This is a genomic window from Bacteroides sp. 1_1_30 (assembly GCF_020982715.1).
GTDB lineage: Bacteria > Bacteroidota > Bacteroidia > Bacteroidales > Bacteroidaceae > Bacteroides > Bacteroides xylanisolvens.
In genome coordinates this window covers 71,996-88,801 of sequence record NZ_JAJKHN010000014.1, presented here as the reverse complement: position 1 = coordinate 88,801, position 16,806 = coordinate 71,996, and the positions used below count along the sequence as shown (strand labels likewise).

The 16,806-nt window shown below is 41.5% G+C and carries 15 protein-coding genes; 8 read left to right on the top strand and 7 right to left on the bottom strand.

The genetic code is table 11. The annotated features are described in order from the left end of the window. The first annotated feature begins 109 nt into the window (after positions 1-109). The 7 genes from def (at position 110) to LPH68_RS05845 (ending at position 7,313) form a co-directional block, all read left to right on the top strand. Positions 110-664: a peptide deformylase gene (gene def / locus LPH68_RS05875; protein ID WP_004313245.1), complete on the top strand. Its 555-nt coding sequence runs from the start codon at positions 110-112 to the stop codon at positions 662-664. Positions 665-740: 76 nt separating this feature from the next. Then, positions 741-2,771, top strand: coding sequence for a tetratricopeptide repeat protein (locus LPH68_RS05870; RefSeq protein WP_151922946.1), 2,031 nt, complete (start codon positions 741-743; stop codon positions 2,769-2,771). Positions 2,772-2,853: 82 nt separating this feature from the next. Then, positions 2,854-4,794 (top strand): threonine--tRNA ligase, encoded by a 1,941-nt coding sequence (thrS, locus tag LPH68_RS05865; protein ID WP_004313247.1) that lies wholly within the window; start codon positions 2,854-2,856, stop codon positions 4,792-4,794. Positions 4,795-4,866: 72 nt separating this feature from the next. Continuing rightward, the gene (gene infC, locus LPH68_RS05860; protein ID WP_008021991.1) at positions 4,867-5,478 is read left to right on the top strand and encodes a translation initiation factor IF-3; all 612 of its coding nucleotides are present in this window, start codon (positions 4,867-4,869) and stop codon (positions 5,476-5,478) included. Positions 5,479-5,546: 68 nt separating this feature from the next. Then, complete coding sequence (gene rpmI / locus LPH68_RS05855) at positions 5,547-5,744, top strand: 50S ribosomal protein L35 (protein WP_004326827.1); 198 nt, start codon at positions 5,547-5,549, stop codon at positions 5,742-5,744. A 98-nt stretch (positions 5,745-5,842) separates the two neighbouring features. After that, a complete protein-coding gene (gene rplT / locus LPH68_RS05850; RefSeq protein WP_004297540.1) occupies positions 5,843-6,193 on the top strand; it encodes a 50S ribosomal protein L20 in 351 nt (116 codons plus the stop codon). A 358-nt stretch (positions 6,194-6,551) separates the two neighbouring features. Further along, the gene (locus tag LPH68_RS05845) at positions 6,552-7,313 is read left to right on the top strand and encodes an EFR1 family ferrodoxin (protein WP_008774847.1); all 762 of its coding nucleotides are present in this window, start codon (positions 6,552-6,554) and stop codon (positions 7,311-7,313) included. Between the two features lie 17 nt (positions 7,314-7,330). Here LPH68_RS05845 and xpt read toward each other — a convergent pair whose 3' ends face one another. The 7 genes from xpt to LPH68_RS05810 all read right to left on the bottom strand — a co-directional run bounded on the left by xpt (position 7,331) and on the right by LPH68_RS05810 (position 14,559). Continuing rightward, the gene (gene xpt / locus LPH68_RS05840) at positions 7,331-7,903 is read right to left on the bottom strand and encodes a xanthine phosphoribosyltransferase (protein WP_004311456.1); all 573 of its coding nucleotides are present in this window, start codon (positions 7,901-7,903) and stop codon (positions 7,331-7,333) included. A 90-nt stretch (positions 7,904-7,993) separates the two neighbouring features. Then, positions 7,994-9,301 carry a phenylacetate--CoA ligase gene (locus LPH68_RS05835; protein WP_151922947.1) on the bottom strand — a complete coding sequence of 436 codons (1,308 nt, stop codon included), beginning with the start codon at positions 9,299-9,301 and terminating at the stop codon, positions 7,994-7,996. 11 nt (positions 9,302-9,312) lie between these two features. After that, on the bottom strand, positions 9,313-9,897 hold the full coding sequence (locus LPH68_RS05830) for an indolepyruvate oxidoreductase subunit beta (RefSeq protein ID WP_151922048.1): 585 nt from the start codon (positions 9,895-9,897) through the stop codon (positions 9,313-9,315). Between the two features lie 3 nt (positions 9,898-9,900). Continuing rightward, entirely contained in the window at positions 9,901-11,493 is a 1,593-nt protein-coding gene (locus LPH68_RS05825; protein ID WP_151922948.1) for a thiamine pyrophosphate-dependent enzyme, read from the bottom strand. Between the two features lie 83 nt (positions 11,494-11,576). Next, positions 11,577-12,614: an endolytic transglycosylase MltG gene (mltG, locus tag LPH68_RS05820; RefSeq protein WP_151922949.1), complete on the bottom strand. Its 1,038-nt coding sequence runs from the start codon at positions 12,612-12,614 to the stop codon at positions 11,577-11,579. A 457-nt stretch (positions 12,615-13,071) separates the two neighbouring features. After that, complete coding sequence (locus LPH68_RS05815; RefSeq protein WP_151922950.1) at positions 13,072-13,950, bottom strand: DNA/RNA non-specific endonuclease; 879 nt, start codon at positions 13,948-13,950, stop codon at positions 13,072-13,074. 27 nt (positions 13,951-13,977) lie between these two features. Continuing rightward, positions 13,978-14,559 (bottom strand): epoxyqueuosine reductase QueH, encoded by a 582-nt coding sequence (locus LPH68_RS05810; protein ID WP_087322486.1) that lies wholly within the window; start codon positions 14,557-14,559, stop codon positions 13,978-13,980. Positions 14,560-14,663: 104 nt separating this feature from the next. Between LPH68_RS05810 and LPH68_RS05805 the strand changes: the two genes are divergently transcribed. Beyond that, positions 14,664-16,703: a DUF3352 domain-containing protein gene (locus tag LPH68_RS05805; protein WP_151922951.1), complete on the top strand. Its 2,040-nt coding sequence runs from the start codon at positions 14,664-14,666 to the stop codon at positions 16,701-16,703. Positions 16,704-16,806: the final 103 nt, after the last annotated feature.

Sequence of the window (16,806 nt, the reverse complement as noted above, 5' to 3'; positions counted from 1 at the left end):
AATAAATGAGATAATTAATTGAATAATAACAATTTAACTAACTGAATCAGCTAGTGATTTCAACTACTGATTCGCATAAATAACTTAATTTTTAATAGAGTATAAAAATATGATTTTACCTATTTATGTATATGGTCAGCCTGTATTGAGAAAGGTTGCAGAGGACATAACACCGGATTATCCGAACCTGAAAGAGTTGATTGAAAACATGTTTGAAACAATGGTGCACGCCGATGGCGTAGGACTGGCTGCTCCGCAGATTGGTTTGCCTATTCGCGTGGTTACTATTACGTTGGATCCGCTTTCGGAGGAGTATCCTGAATTTAAAGACTTCAATAAGGCTTATATCAATCCCCACATTCTGGAAGTCGGGGGCGAAGAAGTGAACATGGAAGAGGGCTGTCTCAGTCTTCCCGGTATTCATGAAACAGTGAAAAGAGGTGATAAAATTCGCGTGAAATATATGGACGAGAATTTTGTGGAGCATGAAGAAGAGGTAGAGGGTTATCTGGCTCGGGTGATGCAGCATGAATTCGATCATTTGGATGGTAAGATGTTTATCGACCATATCTCACCGCTTCGTAAGCAGATGATTAAAGGAAAGCTGAATACGATGTTGAAGGGAAAAGCACGCAGTTCTTATAAGATGAAACAGGTGAAATAAAGATAAAAAACGTTTATATCCCTGTTAAGTAAGCGAAAAGCATTATTTTTGCTTCGTTTACAAGCATAAAATATCAATGGTAAAAAGAATCTTAACAGTTTTATTACTGTTCCCAACGCTGGTGTGTGCTCAGATAAATACGGATCGGGTGATGACTATTGCCCGAAACGCTCTTTATTTTGAGGACTATGTACTTTCTATTCAGTACTTTAACCAGGTTATTAACGCTAAACCTTATCTGTATGAGCCCTATTTCTTCAGGGCATTGGCAAAACTAAATCTGGAGGATTTCCAGGGTGCTGAAACAGACTGTGATGCAGCTATCCAACGCAATCCGTTTGTGGTGGGTGCTTATCAGATTCGTGGTTTGGCAAGGATTCGTCAGAGTAAATTTGATGGAGCGATTGAAGATTACAAGAAAGCATTGCATTATGATCCGGAGAATATTACCTTATGGCATAATCTGACATTATCTCATATCCAGAAGAAAGATTATGATGCTGCGAAAGAGGATTTGGAAAGTTTGCTGAAAGTATCTCCGCGTTATACCCGCGCTTATTTGATGAGGGGGGAAGTGTCCTTGCAACAGAAAGATACGATTGCTGCTTTGAACGACTTCAATAAGGCTCTTGAACTGGATAAATATGATCCGGACGCATGGTCTGCAAGAGCGATCGTTAAATTACAGCAGGCTAAGTATGCGGAAGCTGAAGCGGATCTCAACCGTGCTATTCCTTTGAGCGCTAAGAATGCGGGAAATTATATAAACCGTGCATTGGCACGCTTTCATCAGAATAATTTGAGAGGCGCTATGAGCGATTATGATCTGGCGTTGGATATTGATCCGAATAACTTTATCGGTCATTATAACCGTGGTTTGTTGCGTGCTCGGGTAGGAGATGACAACCGGGCTATTGAAGATTTTGACTTTGTCATCAAGATGGAGCCGGATAATATGATGGCTGTCTTTAACCGTGGATTGCTACGTGCCCAAACGGGTGATTATCGCGGGGCAATACAAGATTACACAACTGTTATCAACCAGTATCCGAACTTCCTTGCCGGATATTACCAGCGTTCGGAAGCTCGCAGAAAGATTGGCGACAAGAAAGGAGCGGAGCAGGACGAGTTTAAAGTCATGAAAGCTCAAATAGATAAGCAGAACGGTGTGACGAATAAAGATGTAGCACAGAATAAGGATAAGGAAAACGAAGAGGAAGGCGGAGAGAAGACCCGTAAGAAATCAGATAAGAATATGAATAACTATCGTAAGATAGTGATTGCCGATGATTCCGAAGCTGAACAACGCTATACAAGTGATTATCGTGGACGTGTGCAGGATAAGAACGTAAATATAAAACTGGAACCGATGTTCGCTTTGACTTATTATGAGAAGATGAGTGACGTGAAGCGTTCGGTGAACTTTCACAAATATATTGAGGGTTTAAACCGTACAGGTATACTTCCGAAACGTCTTCGCATCACGAATATGGAAGCTCCGTTGACGGAAGAACAGGTGAAAGTGCATTTTGCCTTGATCGATACACATACATCGGCTATTGTGGAAGATGATAAGAATGCCTCAAAACGTTTTGCCCGTGCAATTGATTTTTATTTGGTGCAGGACTTCTCGAGTGCGGTCTCTGATTTGACTCAGACAATCTTGCTGGATGGTGATTTCTTCCCGGCATATTTTATGCGTGCATTGATTCGTTGTAAACAGTTGGAATATCAGAAAGCGGAACAAGCTGTCGAAACAGATGTTGTTCCTGGCGATAATAAGCGTAAAGAGATTACCGCAGTAGATTATGAGGTGGTGAGAAAAGATTTGGATAAGGTGATAAATCTGGCTCCGGACTTTGTATATGCATATTATAATCGTGCCAATGTTTCTGCCATGTTGAAAGATTACCGGGCTGCAATTGTCGACTATGATAAGGCGATCGAGCTGAATCCTGATTTTGCAGACGCTTACTTCAATCGTGGACTGACTCATATTTTCTTAGGAAATAATAAGCTGGGTATTTCTGATTTGAGTAAAGCCGGTGAGTTGGGGATTGTTTCTGCTTATAATGTTATCAAACGTTTTACGGATCAATCGGAATAACATTTTTTTGATAAAAAATAGAAAACTCAAAAGATTTAGTTACTTTTGCGTTCAAATTATGAAAATATAACATCATCATATTATGATAAAGATAACATTTCCCGATGGCTCCGTTCGTGAATATAACGAAGGAGTGAACGGTTTACAGATTGCTGAAAGTATCAGCTCGCGTCTGGCACAGGAAGTGCTGGCATGTGGAGTGAACGGCGAGACTTATGATTTAGGACGTCCTATTAATGAAGATGCTAATTTTGTTCTTTATAAATGGGATGATGAAGAAGGTAAACATGCGTTTTGGCATACAAGTGCACATTTGCTGGCGGAAGCTTTGCAGGAACTTTATCCGGGTATCCAGTTTGGTATCGGACCGGCTATCGAGAACGGATTCTACTATGATGTGGATCCGGGTGAAGCTGTGATTAAAGAAAGCGACCTTCCAGCCATTGAAGCTAAAATGTTGGAACTGGCTGCAAAGAAAGAAGAGGTAGTCAGAAAAAGCATCGCAAAGACAGATGCTCTGAAAATGTTTGGCGATCGTGGCGAAACATACAAATGTGAATTGATCTCTGAACTGGAAGACGGACACATTACAACTTATACCCAGGGTGCATTTACTGACCTTTGTCGTGGTCCTCACTTGATGACGACTGCTCCGATCAAGGCTATCAAGTTGACTTCAGTGGCTGGTGCTTACTGGCGTGGTCATGAAGATCGTAAGATGCTGACCCGTATTTATGGTATCACGTTCCCGAAGAAAAAAATGCTGGATGAATATCTGATATTGCTGGAAGAAGCGAAGAAGCGTGACCACCGTAAGATCGGTAAGGAGATGCAGTTGTTTATGTTCTCCGAAACTGTAGGTAAGGGACTTCCTATGTGGTTGCCAAAAGGTACTGCATTGCGTCTGCGTCTGCAAGAGTTCTTGCGTCGTATTCAGACACGTTACGATTATCAGGAAGTAATCACTCCGCCAATTGGTAATAAATTGCTGTATGTGACTTCAGGTCACTATGCAAAATATGGTAAGGATGCATTCCAGCCTATTCATACTCCGGAAGAGGGTGAAGAGTATTTCTTGAAACCAATGAACTGCCCTCACCACTGTGAGATTTACAAGAACTTCCCACGTTCATATAAGGACCTTCCATTGCGTATTGCAGAATTTGGTACGGTTTGTCGTTATGAACAAAGTGGTGAGTTACATGGTTTAACTCGTGTACGTAGCTTTACACAGGATGATGCGCATATCTTCTGCCGTCCGGAACAAGTGAAAGATGAATTCCTTCGTGTGATGGATATCATATCTATCGTGTTCCGTTCTATGGATTTCCAGAATTTTGAAGCACAGATATCCTTGCGTGATAAAGTGAACCGTGAAAAGTACATCGGTAGCGATGATAACTGGGAGAAGGCTGAACAGGCTATTATCGAGGCTTGTGCGGAAAAAGGATTGCCTGCTAAGATTGAGTATGGAGAAGCAGCTTTCTATGGTCCTAAACTTGACTTTATGGTGAAAGACGCTATCGGTCGTCGTTGGCAGCTGGGTACGATTCAGGTTGACTACAACTTGCCGGAACGTTTTGAACTTGAATATATGGGTTCTGACAATCAGAAGCATCGCCCGGTAATGATTCACCGTGCTCCGTTCGGATCAATGGAACGTTTTGTTGCCGTACTGATTGAACATACTGCCGGTAAATTCCCATTGTGGCTGACACCGGAACAGGTAGTTATTCTGCCAATCAGTGAGAAGTTCAATGAATATGCAGAGCAGGTGAAGATGTATCTGAAGATACACGAAATCCGTGCGATTGTAGATGATCGTAACGAGAAGATCGGCCGTAAGATTCGTGATAATGAGATGAAACGTATTCCTTATATGCTGATTGTCGGCGAAAAAGAAGCTGAAAATGGAGAAGTTTCTGTTCGTAGACAAGGCGAAGGTGACAAAGGAACCATGAAATTTGAAGAATTTGCTAAAATTTTGAACGAAGAAGTTCAGAATATGATAAATAAATGGTAACTTTGCAGCCGTTTCAGAATAAAATATTTAGTATAACAATAAAAAGATCAAACTAGGAAGTAAACGTTTTTAATGAAGAATGACACTCTAAAAGGGCAATACAGAATCAATGAACAGATTCGTGCCAAGGAAGTTCGCATAGTAAGCGATGATATTGAACCGAAAGTATATCCAATCTTTCAGGCTCTGAAAATGGCTGAAGAGAGAGAATTGGATTTAGTGGAAATTTCTCCTAATGCTCAACCCCCTGTTTGTCGTATTATTGATTATTCTAAATTTCTTTATCAATTAAAGAAACGCCAGAAGGAACAGAAAGCGAAGCAGGTTAAGGTTAATGTGAAGGAAATCCGTTTCGGACCCCAGACAGACGACCATGATTACAACTTTAAGTTGAAGCATGCTAAAGGATTTTTGGAAGATGGCGATAAGGTGAAGGCTTATGTATTCTTTAAAGGTCGCTCCATCCTTTTCAAGGAGCAAGGTGAAGTGCTTTTGCTTCGTTTTGCAAATGACTTGGAAGACTACGCTAAAGTAGATCAAATGCCGATACTGGAAGGTAAGCGCATGACTATTCAGCTTTCTCCGAAAAAGAAAGAAGCTTCTAAAAAGCCGGCAACAGCTGGAACACCGAAACCTGCTGCTCCTGCACAAAAAGCAGAGAAGCCGGAAACGGGCGAAGAATAAGAAAGGATGCGTAACGCGCAGGTATAGTGCGTTGCCATTATATATTTAATAATTTAAAAACAAGTAAGATGCCAAAGATGAAGACTAACTCCGGTTCTAAAAAAAGGTTTACCCTTACCGGAACAGGTAAAATCAAAAGAAAGCACGCTTTTCACAGTCACATTTTGACTAAGAAAACTAAGAAGAGAAAAAGAAATCTGTGCTACTCTACAACTGTTGATACAACAAATGTAAGCCAGGTTAAGGAACTCTTAGCAATGAAGTAATCAAAAGCGTAAAAGTATTATTAAAGTATTAACCGAATGCATTAGCCTGAAGTTCGCTGCGTGAAGTAGCGGCGCTAACATTCAAAAAAAGTAAAACTATGCCAAGATCAGTAAATCATGTTGCTTCAAAAGCAAGAAGAAAGAAAATTTTGAAATTAACCAGAGGTTACTTTGGTGCAAGAAAGAATGTATGGACCGTAGCTAAAAACACTTGGGAAAAGGGTTTGACTTACGCGTTCCGTGACCGTAGAAATAAGAAAAGAAACTTCCGCGCTCTTTGGATACAACGTATCAACGCTGCTGCACGTCTTGAAGGAATGTCTTATTCTAAATTGATGGGCGGTCTGCACAAAGCCGGTATTGAAATAAACCGTAAGGTTTTGGCTGATTTAGCTATGAATCACCCGGAAGCTTTCAAAGCTGTAGTTGCAAAAGCAAAAGCTGCTTAAGCATCAATAGTTTACGAGTTACAAAGTGTCAGTTACTAAGCTAGTAACTGGCACTTTTCTTTTGTTAGGCAGATGAAAGGGAATAAAAAAAATGTTAGTTGGCAAACAAAATCCTTTTTTTTCTTGTTAGTTTCATGTATTCTTATTACATTTGTGATACAAAAATATTAGCCGTATCGACTGGATCGGGAAACTCTTCAAATTAATCTGATGCACCGAGAAAGCTTCGTTCTTCAATGGCGGGCCACATCCTTCGGGACAGCTTTAAGCCGGTGGATTACAAAGAGGGCGAGCGCTCAAATCTTGTTCTATCAGAGTTTCATCACATCGTCGATGCGGCTTTTTTATATACTTTTCTATGATATTCTATTTCTCCGGTACAGGTAATTCTAAATGGATTGCAAATCAGCTTTCCAAAGAGCAAAAAGAAGAATTGTTTTTTATTCCCGATGCGTTAAAGAACAGAACGTTTGAGTTTTGTTTGCGGAAAGATGAAAAGATCGGTTTTGTATTTCCTGTCTATTCGTGGGCGCCTCCTGCAATCGTACTTAATTTTATTCGGCAACTCTCTTTAAAGGGGTATAAAAGACAATATTTGTTTTTTGTTTGTTCCTGTGGGGATGATACCGGGCTTACGCAGCAGGTGCTGGAGAAGGCTTTGAGTCATAAAGGCTGGAAGTGTCATGCAGGCTTTTCTGTGACTATGCCCAATAATTATGTATTGCTTCCCGGTTTTGACGTAGATAAGAAAGAACTAGAGGAGAAAAAACTGGCAGATGCTATTCCGACTGTCAATCAAATTAATGCTTCAATAAGTAGGAGGGAAGAGTTGTTTCTTTGTCATGAAGGGAGTATTCCTTTTATTAAGACGAGGATTATCAATCCTTTATTTAATCGCTTTCAGATGTCTCCCGAGAATTTTTATACTACGGATGCTTGTATTGGATGTAGGCGTTGTGAGAAGAGTTGTCCGGTAGGGAATATTATGATGATGGGCAGAAAGCCTGTTTGGGGGATGGATTGCACCTCATGCCTGGCATGTTATCATGTTTGTCCGCAGCATGCGGTGCAATATGGGAAAAGAACGAAAGATAAAGGGCAGTATTTCAATCCTAATTAATCCACTCGCCAATTAATCTACTCGTCTTTGATTTTAATGCAGCAATTGGATAAATCTTCAATGATAGCCAGGCTTTCTACTCTGACGCCTTGCTCCTCAAGTTTTTTACGCCCATTTTGGAAGGCTTTTTCAATAATGAATCCCATTCCTACCAAATTTGCTCCGGATTGCTTGATGAGGTCGATAATGCCTAATGCGGCATTGCCATACGCGAGGAAGTCATCCACGAAAAGAACATTGTCATTTGGAGTGAGGAAATCGGCACTGATAACGACTTCATAATCACGATCTTTAGTGAATGAGTGCACAGTGGTGCTTAGTGCATTCTGGATGGTTTTAGGAGACTTTTTCTTTGCAAATACAACTGGTAAATCCATTAGGTAGCCTGTCATGATAGCCGGGGCGATGCCGCTGGCTTCGATTGTCATAATCTTATTTACGTTTGTGGCTGCAAAACGACGGACAAACTCGACTCCGATTGATTTCATCAGGACAGGGTCCATTTGATGATTAATAAAACCGTCTACTTTCAGGATACCTCCTTCGTAGCATTTTCCGTCTTGCAGAATTCTTTTTTTAAGTAATTGCATGCTGTATGATATTAATTAATAATGTGCTAATATTCCATCCCGCATGGTGAAAACGGCGGTTGGTATATTAGCACATGGATATTTGAATCGTTACTTGTTGTCTCTTAAGTCTTTCACCCGGACGGCTTTTCCTTCGCTTTGAGGGAGAGAGCCTTTCTTTACCAGTTTAACTTTAGGAGTCACCAATATTTCATCCTTCAATTGGCGGGTAATATCCTTGCGGATTTTCTCCAGTTCAATATAATTGTCGGTAGAAAGGTCGCTTAATTCTACTTCGACGATCATTTCGTCTTGGTTGTTGACAGTTTCCAGCGTAATCAGGTAGTTGCTGCCTAATTCGGGGAATTGTACGAGAATCTTTTCTACCTGCATCGGGAAGATGTTTACTCCCTTGATAATGAACATATCATCACTGCGGCCTTTGATACGGTCGATGCGGATATGGGTACGGCCACATGGGCATTTTCCGGGAAGAATACGGGTTAAATCGCGGGTACGATAGCGAATTAACGGCATCATTTCACGATCGAGAGTCGTAAGTACTAATTCTCCGATTTCTCCTTCCGGAACGGGTTCGCCTGTTTCCGGATCGATAATTTCTACCAGGTAGCAGTCTTCCCAGAAGTGCATTCCATTCTGTTCCTGACATTCGAAGGCAACACCGGGGCCGTTCATTTCTGTCATACCGAAGCTGTTGTATGCTTTTACGCCCAGCATCTTTTCTATTTTCCGGCGTTGTTCGTCGGTGTGGGGTTCGGCACCGATAACCAGGGTTTTCAGTGTGGTTCCTTTGGGATCGAGACCTTCTTCCTGGAAGACTTCTGCAAGGCGGATGGCATAGCTGGGGATAGCATGTAAAGCGGTAGTCTTAAAGTCGTTGATGAATTTAATCTGTCGTTTACTGTTTCCTGCAGCGGCAGGGACTGTCAGGCAGCCCAAGCGTTCTGCACCGTATTGGAAGCCTAAGCCTCCTGTAAACATACCGTATCCGGAGCTGTTTTGGAAAACGTCAGTCTTGCGTATTCCTACTGCATACAGACAGCGGGCTACCAGGTTGGCCCAGGAATCGAGGTCGTGTTGTGAGTGAACGATAACAGTCGGGTTTCCGGTGGTACCACTGGAAGAGTGAATACGTACACCATCATTGCTCATATCACCTGCCACCAGTCCGAACGGGTAGTGGGCGCGCATGTCAGATTTGGTAGTGAAAGGTACTTTGCGGATATCATCCAATGACTGTATGCTATCTGCCGTGATGCCATGTTTGTTGAAAACTTCTTTGTAATATGGAGCGTTCGCAGCTATATTGATTGTTTTTTTAAGCCGTTGAAGCTGCAATTCCTGCAACTTCTCCCGGCTCATGGTTTCTAATTCTTCTTCCCAGTATTGTGTACTCATGGTAATGCCTTTTATTGCATCAGCTTTTCCGCAATTTCTTTGCCGGCTGCCAATGCTTTAAGATTCATTTCTACAATTGCTTCTCCCTTACGCTGGAAGATTTCACGGATGCTGTCTTGCACTTTTTCGTAATCAATGCCCAGGAATGGGATTGTTGCTCCCAGTAAGACAATGTTGGCAACGCGGGCGGAGCCTACTTCTTTTGCCACTTTGTCTACGTTCAATACTATCTTATGAGGCAGTTTGTTGATTTCTGCCATCACTTTGTCTGTTTCCGGATAATTGGGGATGTTGACAAACGGAGTTTCGTTAGTCACCAACCAGCCGGTAGGGCTAAGGTAGGGGAGGTAACGCAATCCTTCCATCGGTTCCAATGAGATGATGAGATCACATTTGCCTGATGGGATCAGGTCTGAAGCAATCGGCTGGTCGCTGATACGGAGATTGGATTGAACATCTCCTCCGCGTTGGCTCATTCCGTGCACTTCCGCTTGTTTCATGTATAATCCTTCTTTCAAGGCAGCTTTGCCGATTACTGTGGCAATGGACAGAATTCCCTGTCCGCCGACTCCTGATAATATAATGTCTTTTTTCATGGCTTACTTACTTCTTTTTTTGCGTGCTAATGTCTGGATACACTCTCTGCGTGGGATAATGACAGATACACCACGATATTCGATTTCTTCGCGAATGATTTGCTTCATTTCCTCATAGTTTTTCTTCAATGGAATAACTACACGGATATGGGCCGGATCTACTCCGATACCTGCACAGATCGCTTCGATGCGTCCGGTTCCGGCAGAGTCCTGTCCACCTGTCATGGCCGTGGTTTCATTGTCGGAGATGACGATAGTTACACTGGCGTTCTCGTTCACGCAATCTAACAGTCCGGTCATTCCGGAATGGGTGAATGTTGAATCGCCGATGACAGCTACGGCCGGGAAAAGACCTCCGTCAGCGGCACCTTTTGCCATCGTAATGGAAGCACCCATGTCCACACATGAGTTAATTGCATTGAAAGGAGCATTTGCGCCTAATGTGTAACAGCCGATGTCGCTAAATACTTTATGGGATGGATATTCTTCTTTCAGAACTTCGGTCAGCGTGATATACATATCGCGGTGTCCGCAGCCTTCGCAAAGTGCAGGCGGGCGCATTTCTACAACAGAAGGAATACCGAATTCCGATTTATTCTCTTTACCTACGGCACGGGCTACAGAGTCCGGATTTAACTCTCCGTCCTGTGACAGAGTACCGTCGAGGCGTCCTTTTACTTTAACGCCGATACCCAGATAGCCTTTCAATTGTTTTTCTACAAAGGGTTGTCCGTCTTCCAGAACTAGGATTTCGTCACAAGACTCGATCAATTGATGCAATTGTTTTTTAGGCAATGGATATTGGCCGATCTTGAGTACCGGATATTCGCAACCTTCCGGATAGTTTTCCATCAGATAATTGTAACCGATACCACAAGCTACGATTCCCAGCTTTTTGTTAGGACCGTCTGTGTATTTATTATAAGGTGATTCTTCTGAAGCTTTGATAAATTCGTCTTGGCGGGCAAGCAATACTTTGTAGCGTTTGCGGGCATTTCCCGGCAACAAGATGAACTGACGCGGATCTTCGCTGAAAGAGATGCTGTTCTGCGGCTTTTGCTCTTTGCGTTCTACTCCTGAACGGGAGTGTGCCAGGCGGGTTACCATACGCATCAGGATCGGTTCGCCTAGCTTTTCAGAGAATTCGAAGCCACTGTATACCATATCATACGCTTCCTGCTGATTGCTTGGTTCGTACATCGGTATCAGTGAGAAGTCTCCGTAGAAACGGCTGTCCTGTTCGTTCTGCGAGGAGTGCATACTGGGATCGTCTGCGGCTATCACAATCAATCCGCCTTTCACGCCTGTGATGGCAGAGTTGACAAAACAGTCGGCAGCTACATTCATACCTACGTGCTTCATACAAACTAATGCCCGTTTACCTACGAAAGACATACCCAACGCAGCTTCCATCGCTGTTTTTTCATTGGCACACCAACGGTTGTGTATATTCTGTTCGGTCGTTATAGGGGCCATTTGAATATATTCCGTAATTTCAGTTGAAGGAGTACCCGGATAGGCATAAACGCCTGAAAGTCCGGCATCCAGTGCAGCTTGTGCAATGGCTTCATCGCCAAGTAAGAGTTGCTTGCTCATATCTATTTCTTTTATTTAGTGTTGATCACAGTTTGTTAATCTATCGGGCAAAGATAGGCTTTTCCGTTCGTTTTATCACAAATTTACTTGAAAATCTTTCTTTCATTCAGGGCTTTCCAGTATTTTCTTGCATTTGCCATGTGGTCGGCGTAATTGGAGGCAAAGTTGTGAGTTCCGGAAAAATCTTCTTTGGCACACATGTAGATATAGTTATGTTTGGTATAGTTCAACACGCTATCTATTCCCTTTTTAGAAGGAATACGGATGGGACCCGGAGGTAATCCGGTATTTATATAGGTATTATAGGGAGAATTGACTTTTAAATGTTCGTTGGTAATTCGGCGCAGACCAAAGTCCTGCAGGGAAAATTTGATGGTGGGATCTGCTTGTAAGGGCATATCTTGATGTAACCGGTTGATATACAATCCGGCTACCATTGGCTTTTCTTCGTTGTTGTTGGTTTCTTCTTCAACGATGGAAGCAAGAGTGCTGACTTCTTCCGGTGTCATGCCGATGGCGGTAGCTTGTGACAGGCGATCTTTATTCCAGAAGCGTTCGTGTTCGTCCTTCATTCGTTTGAAGAATTCGTCTACGCTCATATCCCAATATACCTGATAGGTTTCCGGTATGAAGAGGCTGGGGAGTGTTATGCTGGTATATCCCATTTGCGCTTGGAAAGTAGAGTCGAACAGTTGGCTCGCGATTTCGGCAGAGTCTATCATGAGTTGCTTGCCGACGCTTCGCGCCAATCGGTCTAATGTCCGGACGCTTCCGATAGTAAGGTTCATAGGCTCCTGATAACCTCTGGAAAAACGGCTATATACATGATAAACATTGTCATTGGGGCGAATGGCATAACGACCGGTATGGATATTCTGATCGAAATCCTTGTATTTTGCCATCCACTGGAATCCGGTGAACTTATTGACATGCCCGAATTCTTTTATTTTATGGTAGATAGAATCGGCAGTATCATCCCGGTCTACATAAATATATACGGTTTTAGGTGGGTGAAATTGGGGGGCAAACAGATAATAATAAAAGGTGCCTCCGGCAACTGCACAAAGGAGGAATGCTCCGATTAGAATTGATAGTAGAATATTTCTCTTTTTTTTCTTCATCTTTTGAGGTGTATTTAAAAAGTTCGTCAAAGATAAAAAGAATTTGGATAGGAGTGTTCTCTTTTTAGGATGAATCATAAGGCGACTACATCAAAAGTATATTTCTTTCGGTGCGATTGTGAATTCATTCTTTCACGTTACGTCTGCCTTGCTTGATTTATTCAGCTGCTTATTGTGTCTCTTTGTTTTCATTGTGATTATCTTTTTGTTTCCAGAGTAGTTCCATTATTCCCATATATTGTGGGACTATTTTCCCGCAATATATGGGAATGTTTTCTCATAAAATAAGAGAATACTTTCCCACAATATGTGGGAATAAGACAATCTCTTGACGTTACAATGGGAAACCTTGAGAGTAATACAACAACTCCCTTTTATTGAAGTGAGAGTCTGTTTGTAACTAGAATGCCATTGGCACAAGGAAATGAATTCATTTCAGAGAAACGAGTTTTGCTACTTAATTAGGCCATAGGGAGTAATTAATATCTGCTTCTATTTTGTTTTCTATCTCATCGGGCAGAGGTGCGAAGAAATCCATGTTAGTCAGGCTCTCGATGCTATCTATTGTTACCGCATAGGATGATAGAGGTTCTACTGCCTGCTCATTATTGAATAAGAAACCGATAGCTCGCATCGGCTTGACAAAAGGAGAAAGGACTACTTTAAAAAACTTTTGAGGTACTACGACTTTATTCTTTCCGATTGTTTTGGGATGTTTTTCAATAATAGGGCCACCTATAATAATGATGGCGCTGTCTGCTATGGCCCAATTCCGGATCTTTTCTTCCAGATTTTTCCATCCTCTTCTGTTTAGTTGTGGATGTTGCGGACACATATTGCTGAAATAAAATGATTCTTTCATGGCTTCAGGACTCCATTTCATATCTGCTGCGGGAGCCATATGACCTTTGTCATATCCTGAACGGGTATAGTCGGCATTTGTGGCAATTGGCCCTGTCACTAATGGATCGGCAATAAAGCGATTACCTCTTTTTTCTTTTCCTTTGGTTTCTTCCCTGGTTAATTCGTAAGAAACCCAGTTGGGAATTTTTAAATCTTTGTTATATGATACCGTATATCCGCTATGGCGGATGATTTGTTCTTGCCGGGGAACTAGTGATACAGGTGTCTCCAGATCTTTACCGGGTGGAATTTGAAAGGAAGTATCGGTTTGCGGTTCGTTATTTTTCTGGATATTAATCTGCTGGCAATACAAATAAACACCAAAAAGAATAGGAATGAGCACAATAATGGCGATGATACATCCTAATCTATTATTAGAGTGTGATTTCTTTTTGAATAGTTTTCTGTTTTTACCTTTTTTATTTCGATTCATTGATTGGCTGGTGATGACAGGTTTGTTTTATTCTTCTTTTCTCATGCTGAATTCGCAACCGCAATATTGTTGGTTGTAAAAGTTATATTCTTTAATGATGGCAATACGTCGTTCGCTAAGTCCCCCTTTCCGCCAATTCTGTTCCCAGTATGTAACATCCGGGTAAAAGGCGGTAGCATATTGTCCGGCTTCATTGATCTGCTCCAGACTTTTCCAACGGCTGGAGGCAAGTGTCGTGGTAATTACAGAGAAACCATGTTCGTGTGCGTAACGGGCTGTCTCCAATAAACGCAGTTTAAAACAACGCAGGCAACGTCCTCCTCTTTCAGGTTCCTGCTCCATTCCTATTATGTGACATCGCCAGTTTTCATGATCGTAATCAGCATCTATAATCTCCAATCCCAATGATTGGGCATAGCGCGTACATTCTTCTTTTCTTATCATATACTCTTCCTGCGGATAAATATTAGGATTGCAATAATAAATGACGGGGGTGATATGATGTTGCATCATACATTCAATAATGGCTGATGAACAAGGAGCACAACAAGTATGAAGCAAGACTTTATCGGCTCCTCCCGGAACTTCGAGTTGGAATTTCTTTTTCATGCTGTAAAGTTAGTACATATTTACGATACGAGTCAATGGTTTATGTTTTATTCAGAATAGTTTTTTTAGTATCTTTGTCCACTCAAGTTTATAACAGATCAATAATGAATGAATTAAATTGCGGGCAAGAAGAGCAATATGCAGGCCCGGAGAAGAAAAAAAGTACCTCGAAAATTGTAAAGAGAACTTTAGTTGTGGCTGCATTAGCTTTGGCGGTATATGTTGTATATTCCGTAGTTTATTTATTTGTTTCGCCTGATCGTAATATTCAGCAAATCTATCTGGTTCCTGAAGATGCTGCGTTTATCATTCAATCATCGGCTCCGATTGAAGATTGGGAAAAGTTTAGTGGAAGTGAAACATGGCAATGTCTGAAGAAAGCGAAATCTTTCGAGGAAGTAACGGAGAGTGTAGAGAAGCTCGATTCGGTAGTCAAAAGTAATAAAGTGTTGTTGTCGCTTGTTGGTGAACGGGATATGCTTATTTCGCTTCACAAGACTCGTGCCACAAAGTGGGATTTTCTGCTGATTCTGGATATGCAGAAAACATCGAAAATGGATTTGTTGAAAGACCAGGTGGAAACCGTATTGGTCATGAGTGGCTTTACTGTCACCAACCGGATGCATAACGGTATTAATATCCTTGAAATGCGTGATTCTGAAACAAGGGATATTTTCTATATTGCTTTTGTGGATAATCATTTGGTAGGATCTTATACGTCCGGGCTTGTCGAATCGGCTATTGATTCGCGTAATAAACCCAAAATCGGACTCGACCAGTCTTTTATTGAAACGGAGAAGTTGGTTTCCGGTAAGGGGCTTGTCAGAGTCTTTATTAATTATGCGCGCGTACCTCAATTCATGTCTATTTATCTGGGGGCAAGAAACGAATACATTGATCTGTTTAGCAATTCTATGAATTTTGCCGGACTTTACCTAAATACGGATAAGGAGCGGATGGAAGTGAAAGGGTATACGTTGAGAAAAGATTCTGCCGATCCTTATGTCACTGCTTTATTGAATTCGGGAAAACATAAAATGAAAGCGCATGAGATTCTGTCCGGGCGGACGGCTCTTTATACCAATATAGGTTTCAACAACCCGGTAACTTTTGTAAAAGAGCTGGAGAATGCGATGTCGGTTCATAATAAACAATTGTATGATTCTTATCAAAGTTCCCGGAAAAAGATTGAAGGGCTATTCGGGATATCTTTGGAAGAAAACTTTTTGAGTTGGATGTCGGGAGAATTTGCTATTACGCAATCCGAACCGGGGTTGTTGGGACATGACCCAGAACTAATTCTGGCTATCAGAGCTAAAAGTATAAAAGATGCCCGTAAGAACATGGAATTAATAGAAAAGAAGATTAAGCGGCGCAGTCCGGTTAAGATAAAGACGGTTAATTATAAAGATTTCGAGATTAATTACGTCGAAATGAAAGGCTTTTTCCGCCTGTTCTTTGGAAAACTATTTGATAAATTTGAAAAGCCATATTATACTTATGTCGATGATTATGTAGTTTTTAGTAATAAGGCTGCATCTTTGCTCTCTTTTGTGGAAGATTACGAGCAGAAGAATTTATTGAAAAATAATCCGGGATTTGAAAATGCGCTTTCCTATTTAAAGTCAAGTTCTACCATTTTCTTATATACGGATGTGCACAAGTTTTATTCCCAACTGAAACCTATGATGAATCCTGCCACATGGAATGAAATACAATCCAATAAAGATATTCTGTATTCGTTTCCTTACTGGACTATGCAGGTTATAGGAGATGGACGGTCAGCTTCTTTGCAATATGTGATGGATTACAGTCCATATCAACCGGAGGAGGTTGTTGCCGTTGCTGCCGATGAAGATGATGAGGAAATGAACGAAGATGCTGAAACTGAAAAAGAACAGATGAGCGAATTGAAGCGTTTCTATGTCGAAAAGTTTGAAGGAAACGTTTTGAGGGAGTTTTATCCGGAGGGAGCGTTGAAGAGTGAAGTGGAAGTAAAGGAAGGAAAACGTCACGGTCGTTACCGTGAATATTATGAAGATGGGACATTGAAGCTTCGTGGAAAGTATGCAAATAATAAACCGAAGGGTACATGGAAGTACTATACCGAGGACGGGAAATTTGAACGCAAAGAAAAGTTCTAGATTACGTCAACAAAAGTTGATTTAAAAATTATGCTCAAAAAATAATCGGATTCTTTTTGTTTTCTCAAATAAAGCTGTAATTTTGCACGCCGTAAACGAGAGA